The following is an 11,197-nucleotide window of genomic DNA, read 5'->3' as shown; positions in this document are numbered from 1 at the left end:
GCCAACTCGGTGGGGCGGGATCGGGCGCCGGGGCGCGTCGCGCCCGGGCCGGGGCAGCAGCCGGGAAGACGTGGCCCGACCGCCCCGCTCAGAGCTCCGTCTCGACGGGCTCCTTCGTGACGAGCTCGTTCACGCCGGACAGGATCTCGTCGGGGCGGAAGGGGTAGCGGCCGATCTCGGCCTCGTCGCTGATGCCGGTGAGCACCAGGATGGTGTGGAGGCCGGCCTCGATGCCCGCGACCACGTCGGTGTCCATCCGGTCGCCGATCATGGCCGTGTTCTCCGAGTGGGCGCCGATGCGGTTCATCGCCGAGCGGAACATCATCGGGTTGGGCTTGCCGATGACGTAGGGGTCCATCCCGGTCGCCTTCGTGATCATCGCCGTCACCGCGCCGGTCGCCGGCAGCGGGCCCTCGGCGCTCGGGCCGGTCGCGTCGGGGTTGGTCGAGATGAAGCGGGCGCCCTTGCCGATCAGGCGGATCGCCTTCGTGATCGCGTCGAACGAGTAGCTGCGGGTCTCGCCGACGACCACGTAATCGGGGTTGGTGTCCGTCATGATGAAGCCGGCCTCGTGCAGCGCGGTGGTCAGGCCGGCCTCGCCGATCACGTAGGCCGAGCCTCCCGGGGCCTGCGACTTGAGGAAGTCGGCGGTGGCCAGTGCGGAGGTCCAGATCGATTCCTCCGGCACGTGCAGGCCCGACGCGCGCAGGCGGGCGGCCAGGTCGCGCGGCGTGAAGATGGAGTTGTTCGTGAGCACCAGGAACGGGACGCCCTGGTCGCGCCACTGCTGGATGAGCTCGGGCGCGCCGGGCAGCGCCTGGTTCTCGTGCACGAGCACGCCATCCATGTCGGTCAGCCAGCATTCGATCTCGTCGCGACGGGACATGGGGATCCTTTCGTGCGGGCCGGGTGGCCGGTGGGCGGACGCGACCAGCTTATTGCCTCGCGCCGAGGGCGTCCGGGCGGGCCCGGCTACGCTGTCCCGGTGAGCGAACAGCAGCCCGACCGGCAGCAGGCCGACGCACAACACGACGGCGGCCCGGCTCCCGAGGGTGCACCGACGCCCACCCACGAGCTGACCACCCACGGCGTCGGCCCCTGGGCGGGCGAATGGCCGGACGACCCGCACTACGACCCCGACCTCCTGCGCCACGGCGACACCCGCAACGTCATCGACCGGTACCGGTACTGGCGGATGGAGGCGATCGTCGCCGACCTCGACCAGCACAGGCACCCGTTCCACGTCGCCATCGAGAACTGGCAGCACGACATGAACATCGGCTCGATCGTGCGCAGCGCCAACGCGTTCGCGGCCGACACCGTGCACATCATCGGGCGCCGGAGGTGGAACAAGCGCGGCGCGATGGTCACCGACCGGTACCAGCACCTCCAGCACCACGACGACGTGGCCGCCTTCGTGGCCTGGGCCCGGGAGGCCGGGTTGCCGATCATCGCGGTGGACAACGTCCCCGGGTCGGTGCTGATCGAGACGTTCGACCTCCCTCGCGCGTGCGTGCTGCTGTTCGGTCAGGAGGGGCCGGGGCTGTCGGAGGAGGCGCTCGCCGCGGCCGACGCGGTCGTCGAGATCGCGCAGTTCGGCTCCACCCGCTCGATCAACGCGTCCGCCGCGGCTGCCGTCGCGATGCACGCGTGGATCCGCGCGCACGTCCCGTTCCCGAAGTCGTGAGCCGTCAGCTCGGCGGCTAGCGGGTCAGCCGGGGTAGCCGGCGTCGGCCGCGATGCGGGCGATCGCGTCGGCGTCGAGCTCGTAGACCGTCTCGCCGTCGTCGGGGGAGGGTGCCCCGATCAGGTGCGCACGCAGCGGGCCGGAGGCCGGCAGCGTCACCCAGGCGAAGCCGGCACCGCGGACCGCGCGCTCGCCCGGCGCCGGCCACAGCACGTCGGTCGTGTTCGCAACCGCCGGGGCGACGACGACGGGGATGCCGCGCTCGCCCGCCTGCGTCACGAGGCCGTGGTGGAAGTGCCCGGCGAGGATGAGTCGCACGTCGGTCGCGTCGCACATCGCCAGCAGCGGCTCCGGGTCGACCAGCCGCAGCGGCTCGAACAGCCCGGTCGTCGGAGGGACGGGCGGATGGTGCAGGACCATCACGCTCCCGTGCGGAGCGGGCGACGCGAGCACGGCACGCAGCCGTTCCAGCCGCTCCTGGCCGACACGGCCGTACCCGGCGCGCGGCACGGTCGTATCGACGGTCACGACACGGAAGCCGCGCACGTCGACCACGGCCTCCCGAGCCCCGAGCACCTCCTCGAAGCCATTGGGGAGATCGTGGTTGCCCATCGCGTACACGATGCGGGCGCCGCGCTGCGCGGCCCACGGCTCGAGCGTGCCCGCGAGCAGGCGGTAGGAGGCGGCGCTCCCGTCGTCCGAGAGGTCGCCGGAGACCACGACCACGTCGACCTGCTCCGCACCGCCCGCGCGCGCGAGCACGCGGTCGAGCCCGGCGAGGTTGTCGACGATGCCGTAGTGCAGCCTCCCGTCGCCGGTGAGGTGCGTGTCGCTGAGGTGGAGGATGCGCAGGGGAGCCGTCACGCGGCCACCATACCGGGGCCCTCCGACGCGACCGCGCCCGGCGTCACTCCGTGTCGAGCGCCTCGATGATCGCGTCGATCGCCGTGCTCAGGTTGTGCAACGCCTGGCGCTCGATGGAGTCCTCCGGCAGCTTCTGGATGTCGTAGGCGGCGGCGCTCGCCGCCTGCCGCGCCGTTGACAGCGCCGCCTGCACCTCGAGATCGGCCATGGTCGTCCCTCCTCGTCCCGCGGCGTCCGGCCGGGCGACCGGCGCCGACAGGCAGCACCCTAGTGGGAGGCCCCGCCCGGCCGATAGCCCCGCCGGCGCCAGGGCTCCGCGCTACCCGATCAGCGACGGCCGCAGGTCGCGCAGCGTCCGGAAGTGCGTCATCCGCGTGACCCCGATCGTCGCGAGCAGCAGCGCGATCAGCATCCACAGCGCCAGCACGCCCGCATCCGCCCAGGCCGTGGCGGGATTGCCGCCGTACATGAGCTGCCGGATGCCGTCGACCGCGAACGACATCGGGAGCACGTGGTGCAGCGCGGCGAGCGGCCCCGGCAGCGTCTGCCACGGGAACGTCCCTCCCGCCGTCACGAGCTGCAGCACCATCAGCACGAGGCCGAGGAACTGCCCGACGCTGCCCAGCCAGACGTTCAGCGCGAGGATGATCGCCGCGAAGGTGACCGACGCGAGCGCCATCAGCCCGTACATGCCGAGCGGGTTGTCGATGCGGAAGCCGAGCGCGCCCGACACGATAGCGAACAGGCCGACCATCTGCACCGCGCCGAGGAGGCCCGGCGTCAGCCAGCCGGCGAGCGTGACCTTGATCGGCGAGTGGAGGGCCGTGATCGCCCGGCGCGAGACCGGCTTCACGATCAGGAAGAGGGCGTAGATGCCGATCCAGCCCGCCAGCGCCACGAAGAAGGGCGCGAGGCCGGCGCCGTAGGTCCCGGCGGAGGTGATGGTGTCGTTCTTCAGGTTCACCGGGTCGGCGATCGTCGACGCCTGCTTCTGGCGCAGGTCGGCCGACGAGTCCGGGATCTGCTTCACGCCGTCTTTCAGCCCGTCGCGCAGGCTGACGGTGCCGTCGTGCAGCGTGGTGAGGCCGTCGCGAAGCTGTGCGGCGCCGGTGGAGGCGCTGGCCGCGCCGGAGGCGAGCTCCTGCGAGCCCGACGCGGCCTGCTGCGAGCCGGACGCGACCTGCGAGGCACCGGAAGCGAGCTGCGTCGCGCCCGCAGAGACCTGGTCCGCACCCGCGGCGAGCTGGTTCACCTGGCCGACGAGCGCCTGCACCTGGGAGTTGCCGCCCTGCACCTTGCCGTCGATCTGGTCGAGCGCCGCCTGCACCTGGTCGAGCTGCTCCTGGGTCGCTCCCGCGGCCTTCAAGCGCTCGATGAGCTGCTGCCCGACGGCCGGCGCGTCGGCGGCGACCTGCGCGGCGACCTGGCCGGCCTCCGTCGCCTTCGCGGCGAGCTGGTCGTTGCCGGCCGCGACCTGCGCGGCGCCGTCCTTGAGCTGGGCGGCGCCGTCGCTCACCTGCTGAGCGCCGGAGGCGAGGGTGCCGAGCGAGGTGGCGAGCGTCTGCGACCCGTCGGCCAGCTGCGCGGTGCCGTCGGCCAGGGCGGAGGCGCCGGACTGCGCGCTCGCGCTGCCGTCGACCAGCTGGTCGGCGCCTCCCACCGCCTTCACCAGGCTCGAACGGATGTCGGCCAGGCCGACCAGGAACTGCTTCGCCGCCTGCTCGTTGACCTGCTGGACGATGGAGGTGCGGATCTTCTCCGCCGCCTGCGTGCCGATGGTCGAGGCGAGGTAGCTGTTGGTGTCGTTGGTCGTCAGGGTCACGACCGCCCGGTGCGGGTTCTCGCCGGAGGCCGACGCGAGCGCGGAGGAGAAGTCCTCCGGGAAGGTGATGCTGAAGTCGTAGGCCGAGTCGTCCACGCCGCGGGCGGCGGCGGAGGGGGAGGAGACGACGGTCCAGTCGAACGAGCCGTCCTTCACCAGCTGGTCGGCGACCTTCTCGCCGTAGTTGGTCTCCACCCCGTCGACGGTGGCGCCGGCGTCGTCGACGACGATCGCGGCGGGCACCTTGTCGAGGTTGGCGTACGGGTTCTGGTTGGCCCACAGGTACAGGCCGCCGTAGAGCACCGGGACGGCCATCAGCGCGACGAGCGCGACGATCGACATCGGGCTGGCGGTCAGGCGGCGGAACTCCGCCGCGATCATCTGCGGGATCTTCATGCGCCCTCCTCGATGGGCTCGGTCACGATGGGCTTCTCCACGATGGGCTTCGTCGCGATGGGCTTCGTCGCGATGGGCTTCGTCACGATGGGCTTCGTCACGATCAGGTCGGGCAGGTCGTCGGTGTCGTCCCTGCCCGGGTCCTCGTCGAAGGTGCGAGGTGCGTTCTGGGGTGCGGTCTCGTCCATGCGCGAGACCAAGGAGGCGGCCGCGATGGCCGCGGCGGAGGCGTCGCCGGCGATCAGGAGCACGGCGATGCCGCGCCCGGCGAGCGCGCGGGCGAACCGCCACCACTCGACCGGGTCGCCGCCGTGGCGGTCGGGGGAGACGATCACGAGCGCCTCCACCCCCTTCCGCATGAGCGCGAGTTCGGCGAGCAGTCGGATGCGCAGTGTCGGCGGCAGCGTCCCGATCGACCAGCGCGCGTAATCGGCCGCGTCGAGCTCGGCGAGCTTGCGGGCGACGGCGCGGGGGTGGGAGGCGCGGCCGGCGAACATCAGCTCTTCGGCGACGATCCCGGCCACGCTCACGTCGGCGGCGGGCTCGCTCACGTCGGGGGCGTCCACGAGCGCGATGCGGCGGCGCATGGCGGCGTAGTCGGTCGCGCCGTCGATGGTGACGGTGCCGGTGTCGGGCCGCATCCGCCCGGAGGCGATCAGCCCGAGCACGGTCGGCCGCTGCTCCGTCTCGGCGCGGGCCAGCGCGGCCTGGCCGGTCTGGAAGGACGCGGACGTGGGAGGGAGGGCGGCGTGCCGGGGACCCTTGGCGACGCCGTCGAGCACGACCTTCACCGGGCGGCCCCCGCGGGGGCGGAGGCGGAGGCGGCGGGAGCGACCTGGGTCGCGTGCTGCGCCTGGACGGCCTCGAACGCGAGCTCGGGCGCCCCGTCGACCAGCGCGTCGGCCTCCCGCCAGCTCAGCCCCGCAGCGCCGAGCCCGGCGAGCATCACGAGACGATGGCCGGTGGCGGGGGAGAGACCGGAGCGGGTCGCCTCGTCGAGCACGGAGACGGCCGCGTTCTCGATGAGGCGGGTCACCGTCTCCAGCTCGAGGTCGGTGCGCAGTTCGCCCGCCTCGCGGCCGCGGCGGACCGTCTCGCGCAGGCGCTCCCTGGCCGGGTCCATCGCGCTGCCGACCAGCGCGCGGTGCGGTCCGCGCACGGCCATGGCCGCGCTCACCCGGATGTGCTCGACCTCGGCCCAGAGCGTCGCTCCGAGCAGCGCGATCTCGACGCGGGAGTCGGGGTGCGACACCGGCTCGAGCAGCGCGGCGAGCCGGGCGGCCCCGCGCGTGTAGACGTCGATCAGGAGCTCGTCCCTGGTCGAGAAGTGCCCATAGATGGCGCGGCGGCTGAGCCCGGCGCGCGCGGCGATGGTCTCGAGGGAGGCGTCGATGTCCTCGTTCAGGGCCGCGGCGGCGGCCACGAGGATGGCCTCCCGGTTCGCGGCGGCGTCGCGCCGCGGAGCACGGGGGGAGGAAGTGGGCATACCGGCATCCTACTCCTTTTTTGCACAGTGGTGTGCAACTTAGGCGGAAGTCGGTGTCACCTCCCGGCCAGTGCGAGGCAGCCGCACCGACCGCCGGGCCGCGACCCCCGCGAACGTCAGCGCGACCCCGCCCAGCGCGAAGAGGAGCAGCAGCCCCGCGCCGGCCCACACGCTCCCGCCGTCTCCGCTCGCCGCGCCGCGCAGGAGCTGCAGGCCGGGCGCCGTCGGCAGCGCGCCCGCGAGCGAGACGAGGGCAGGGGGAGCGGTGGAGGCGAAGCCCGCGACGAGTGCGACCACCGCGATCCCCAGCGCGGCCAGCCTCCCCACTCCGCCGAACGCCGCCGCGAGTCCCTGGTTGACGAGGCAGAACGCGGCCCCGGCGCCCGCGCACGCCAGCGCGAACAGCGTCCAGGCGCCGGGATCGAGGGCGAGGCCGAACTGCGCGGCGCCGGCGACCAGCAGTCCCTGGCCCGCCCCGATCGCGGCGACGAGCGCGGCCGAGCGCAGCGCGATCGAGCCCGACGCGACCGAGGACAGCAGCTGGTGCGTCGGGATCGCCCGCCGCGCCAGCGTGGTCAGCATCGCCCCGACCCACAGGGCGAGCACGCAGTACAGCGGGAGGGCGGGCAGTCCGGGAGACGGCGGGGTCTGGTCGACGATCACCGGCTCGGCGGCGACGGCCGCGAGCGCCGAGGCCTGGCTGTCGGTGTAGCTCGGGATGGAGGCCGTGGCCTGCTCGAGCCCGGAGGCGAGCTGCGCAGCGCCCGCCGCGGTCTGCTGAGCCCCCGAGGCGGCGGACGCGGCCCCGCCGCTGACCTGCTCGGCGCCGTCCGCGGACTGCGCCGCGCCCGCGGCGACCTCCGACGCGCCGGACGCGGAGGCGTCGATGCCGTCCACGACCTGCGGCATGGCGGCCGCGAGCGCGTCGTTGCCCGCTGCCACGGCTCCGGCGGCCCGGGCGAGGGTCGCCGCGCCTCCATTCGCCTGCTGCAACTGCTGGAGCGCCGCGGTCGCTCGCGCGCACAGTCCGGCGGCCGGTGTCGCGCAGACCTCGGCGACGACCTGGCCGAAACCGGTCGTCGCGTTCGCCGTGGCGGCCGCGAGCGCGCCGACGGCATCCGATACCGCCGTCGCCCCCGCGGCCAGCTGAGCCGTCTGCTCGGGCAACGCTTGCGTGCCCGCGGCAAGGCTTGCGAGTCCGGAGTCGAGCGAATCAGCGCCTGCGCTGAGCGATTGGGTGCCCGCCGCGAGCGAAGCCGTGCCGTCGGCGAGGGACTGCGTGCCCGCGGCAAGGGAAGCCGCGCCTTCCGACAGCGACTCGGCGCCGGTCGCCGCCTGCCCGATCTGCTGGTCGATCGAGGTGAAGCCGGCATACACGTTCTTCAGGTACTGCACCGTGAGCTGCCGATTGAGGGAGGCGGTCGCCGCCTCCGTCACGGCCGCCGTCAGCGCCGGGTCGACGATGGCGGCCGACGGGCTGGTCTGCACGGTGACGGTCGCCTGCTGCGCGCTGTCCGCGGGTCCGCCGAGCGAGGTGGCGTCGGCCGAGAACGACGGCGGGATGGTCAGAACGGCCGCATACCGCCCGCTCGCCAGCCCGGCGGCGGCCTCGTCGTCGTTGGTCAGCACCCACGCGAAGTTCGAGGCGTCGTCGGTCGGGGCCGGCTCGGTGGGGACGGGGGTGGGGATGTGGCTCGGTGTGGGGCTCGGCGACGACGCCGCGGTGGTGGAGGTGGAGGTGGAGACGGGCGCTGTGGTGGGCGCGCCCGCCGTCGTGGTCGTCGCGCCCGCCGCCGCGGTCGCGCTCTGGCCGCCCGCGATGAGCGCTCCGGCGAACTGGCGGCCGAGCGGGACCGTCGCGCCGTCGGAGGAGGTGACCGGCACGTCGTCGTTGACGATGGCGGCGGTGACGCGGTCGAGGTGGCGTCCGGGCGAGAGGAGTCCCCAGGCGAGGACGCCGACGACCAGCAGCGGCGCCAGGGCCAGCCCCGCGATGGTCAGGGTGCGCGTGCGCTCGCCGCCGGCCAGAGCGCCGAAGGGGCGAGGTTCGAAGGGAGCAGGTGGGACGGGAGCCGTCTCCACAGGCCGGTGATCGCGGTTTCGGGTCATGGGATGGGCTCCCGTCGTTCGAGTTCGTCAACCAGGAGCGACGTGTCCGGGGGTTCGGCGGTGGGAGCGATCTCCGCCACCAGCGCGGCCACCCCCTCCGCCGTCTCCGCGCCCAGGATCACCGCCGTCCCACCGGCCGTGGCGGCTCGCAGTTCCCGGGCGACCAGCGAGCGCGTGCCGCCGCTCACCGCGTCTGCCGCGTCGACCACGAGCACGGCCGGGCGTCCGGTGCGAGCGGCGCGCACGGCCTCCACCGCACCGCCCGGGCCGCCGAGCAGCGCGACACCGACGTGGCGCCGTACCGAGCCGCGGCGGGTGGGCAGGAGCAGCCCGGCCACCTTGAGCCGGCCGCTCGTCAGGGGTGCGCGGCCGGCCATCGCCAGCAGCACCGCGGTGTGGTCGGGTCCCGCGACGACGTGGACGCCGCCAGGAGGGACCAGCGCGTCGACCGGATCGGAGCCTCCGGCCCGCACTCCGGACGCCGCGACCGCGTACGGCTCGGCCGGCTCGGGCCAGTCGGCGGCGTCCAGCTCCTGCTGCAGCCCCTCGCCCTCGATGTCGACGTGCGGGAGGGCGCGGTCGAGCGTCCGCGGGAACCACCACGCGGCCCTCCCGAACAGCACCAGCACCGCCGGGATGAGCGTCATGCGCACGACGAACGCGTCGATCACCACTCCCACAGCGAGCCCGAGCGCGATCGGCTGGATGGACGCGTCGCCCTCGGGGATGAAGGCCGTGAACACCGCGAACATGATCGCCGCCGCCGCCGTGACCACCCGCGCCGACCCGACGAAGCCGTTGCGCACCGCGTCGCCCGGCGGGTCGCCGCGCAGGTGCCGCTCTCGCATCCTGCTCGCCAGGAACACCTCGTAGTCCATGGCCAGCCCGAACAGCACACCCATCAGGATGATCGGCATGAAGCTGATGATCGAGCCGACGTGCGCCACGCCCAGCGGCCCCGCCAGCCAACCGCTCATGAAGACGAGGCTCGTCACCCCGAACGCCGCACCGACGCTCAGCAGGTAGCCGAGCGCGGCGGTCACCGGCACGACGATCGAGCGGAACACCATCGCGAGCAGCACCAGCGAGAGCCCGACGACGAGGAGGGCGAAGGGGAGGAGCGCGCCGCCCAGCCGCGCGGAGATGTCGATGCCCGCCGCGGTGTAGCCGGTGACCGAGAGGTCGATGCCGTACTCCTGCTCGAAGTGGTCGTGCAGCGCTCGCAGCCGCGCCACCAGGGCCTGCGTCTGCTCGGAGTCGGGTGCGCCGTCGGGCACGACCTGCGCGATGCCGGTGTCGCCGGACGGGTTCGGCGTCGAGAGCGGCACCGCGGCGACGCCCGGGACCGTCTTCAGCTCGGCGCCCAGGTCGTTCATCAGCCCGACCGGGTCGGTGCTGCCGATGACCGACCCGGTCACGATCAGCGGGCCGTTGTACCCGGGCCCGAAGTGCTCGGCGACGAGGTCGTAGGCGACGCGCGCCGGTTCCCCCTCGTCGAGCGACCCTGCGTCCGGCAGGGACAGGCGGAGGGAGGCCGCGGGCAGCGCGAGCGCGCCGAGTCCGGCGGCCACGAGCACGACGGTCACGATCGGCAGGCGGGTGACGAGGTGCACCCAGCCGCGAGCGATCGGGTGGTCGCGGTGGGGGCGGTGGGGGCGGTGGGGGCGGTGGGGGCGGGGAGGCTTGCGCCGCCTCGTCCGCGCCTCTCGCGCCTCCCGCGCCTCCGCCGCCCGCGCCTCCGCCACCCGCGCCTCCGCCTCCGCCGCGCGCGCCTCCGCCGCCCCCGGCCGGAACCGCTTCGCCACGATGCGCACGCCCGCGAACCCCAGCAGCGCCGGCGTCAGTGTCAGCCCGACGACCACCGCGATCGCCACCCCGAGCGCCGCCGCCACGCCCATCGTCGTCAGGAACGGGATGTTCGCCACGGCGAGCCCGAGTAGCGCGATGATCACGGTCACCGCCGCGAACACGACCGCCGACCCCGCGGTCGCGACCGCCCGCGCGGCGGACTCCTCGGGCGGAACGCCCTGCCGCACCTGCTCCTGGTGCCGCGAGATGATGAACAGCGCGTAGTCGATGCCGACGGCGAGACCCAGCATGAGGGCGAGCAGCGGCGTCGTGGAGGCGATGGTCAGCCACTGCGTCGCCGCGAACACGATCGACAGCGTCACGCCGGCGCCGAGGATGGCGGTCATGAGGGGCATCCCGGCCGCCACCACGGACAGGAACGTCGCGAGCAGGACCACGAACGCGACTGCGAGCCCCAGCAGCTCCGTCACGCTGATCCCGGCGGCTGTCTGCGAGAAGAGCTGGCCGCCGACGGCGACCTGCGACCCGGCCGGAAGCTCCTTCTGCAGCGCAACCCCGGCCTCCTGCAGCGCCTCACTCGTGCTGGGCAGCACCTGCGTGGTGCCGACCGACAGCTGGATCGGCACCAAGACCGCAGATCCGTCGACGCTGACGTTGCCGGACGACGGACCGCTGTAGGGATCGGAGGCGGAGGTCACCTGCGGGACGGCGCTCAGCTCGCCGACGGTGCGCTCGACCGCGGACTGGAAGGCGGGCTCGCGAACGTCCCCGCCGGGCGCCGCGACCGCGATCAGCTGGGCGGACGCGCCGCTGACCTCGGGGAACGTGCGCGCCAACGCGTCGAGCGCCTCCTGCGACTCCGTCCCCGGGATCGTGAACGTGTTGTCGGTGCCGGTGCTCAGCAGTGCGGCGACAGAGACGAGCAGCGCCAGGGCGGCCAGCCACAGCGCCAGCACCCACCGGCGCGCCCGGTAGGCGAAGCGACCCAGCGTGTACAGCAGGGACGACATCGGCTCAATGTAGA

9 protein-coding genes are annotated in these 11,197 nt (G+C 73.8%); 1 reads left to right on the top strand and 8 read right to left on the bottom strand.

All coding sequences use genetic code 11. The annotated features are described in order from the left end of the window. Positions 1–88: 88 nt before the first annotated feature. Positions 89–886, bottom strand: coding sequence for an HAD-IIA family hydrolase (locus P5G50_RS01205; protein WP_301209867.1), 798 nt, complete (start codon positions 884–886; stop codon positions 89–91). 189 nt (positions 887–1,075) lie between these two features. On the opposite strand from P5G50_RS01205, the gene P5G50_RS01200 reads away from it, so the two are divergent. Further along, a complete protein-coding gene (locus P5G50_RS01200) occupies positions 1,076–1,687 on the top strand; it encodes a TrmH family RNA methyltransferase (RefSeq protein WP_301210035.1) in 612 nt (203 codons plus the stop codon). Between the two features lie 24 nt (positions 1,688–1,711). On the opposite strand, the gene P5G50_RS01195 is transcribed toward P5G50_RS01200, so the two are convergent. The 7 genes from P5G50_RS01195 to P5G50_RS01165 all read right to left on the bottom strand — a co-directional run bounded on the left by P5G50_RS01195 (position 1,712) and on the right by P5G50_RS01165 (position 11,183). Continuing rightward, the gene (locus P5G50_RS01195; RefSeq protein ID WP_301209866.1) at positions 1,712–2,551 is read right to left on the bottom strand and encodes a metallophosphoesterase family protein; all 840 of its coding nucleotides are present in this window, start codon (positions 2,549–2,551) and stop codon (positions 1,712–1,714) included. Positions 2,552–2,594: 43 nt separating this feature from the next. Beyond that, on the bottom strand, positions 2,595–2,759 hold the full coding sequence (locus P5G50_RS01190) for a hypothetical protein (protein ID WP_301209865.1): 165 nt from the start codon (positions 2,757–2,759) through the stop codon (positions 2,595–2,597). 111 nt (positions 2,760–2,870) lie between these two features. Continuing rightward, a complete protein-coding gene (locus tag P5G50_RS01185) occupies positions 2,871–4,769 on the bottom strand; it encodes a YhgE/Pip domain-containing protein (protein ID WP_301209864.1) in 1,899 nt (632 codons plus the stop codon). After that, a complete protein-coding gene (locus tag P5G50_RS01180; RefSeq protein ID WP_301209863.1) occupies positions 4,766–5,560 on the bottom strand; it encodes a hypothetical protein in 795 nt (264 codons plus the stop codon). The genes P5G50_RS01185 and P5G50_RS01180 overlap by 4 nt, the downstream gene beginning before the upstream one ends. Beyond that, positions 5,557–6,255: a TetR/AcrR family transcriptional regulator gene (locus tag P5G50_RS01175; protein WP_301209862.1), complete on the bottom strand. Its 699-nt coding sequence runs from the start codon at positions 6,253–6,255 to the stop codon at positions 5,557–5,559. The genes P5G50_RS01180 and P5G50_RS01175 overlap by 4 nt, the downstream gene beginning before the upstream one ends. A 39-nt stretch (positions 6,256–6,294) precedes the next feature. Next, positions 6,295–8,364, bottom strand: coding sequence for a hypothetical protein (locus P5G50_RS01170; RefSeq protein ID WP_301209861.1), 2,070 nt, complete (start codon positions 8,362–8,364; stop codon positions 6,295–6,297). Continuing rightward, positions 8,361–11,183 carry an MMPL family transporter gene (locus P5G50_RS01165; RefSeq protein ID WP_301230555.1) on the bottom strand — a complete coding sequence of 941 codons (2,823 nt, stop codon included), beginning with the start codon at positions 11,181–11,183 and terminating at the stop codon, positions 8,361–8,363. The genes P5G50_RS01170 and P5G50_RS01165 overlap by 4 nt, the downstream gene beginning before the upstream one ends. Positions 11,184–11,197 lie beyond the last annotated feature (14 nt).

The organism is Leifsonia williamsii (genome assembly GCF_030433685.1).
Classification (GTDB): Bacteria; Actinomycetota; Actinomycetes; order Actinomycetales; family Microbacteriaceae; genus Leifsonia; species Leifsonia williamsii.
Note: the sequence above shows the minus strand (reverse complement) of the source record. Positions and strands in the feature narration are given on the sequence as shown.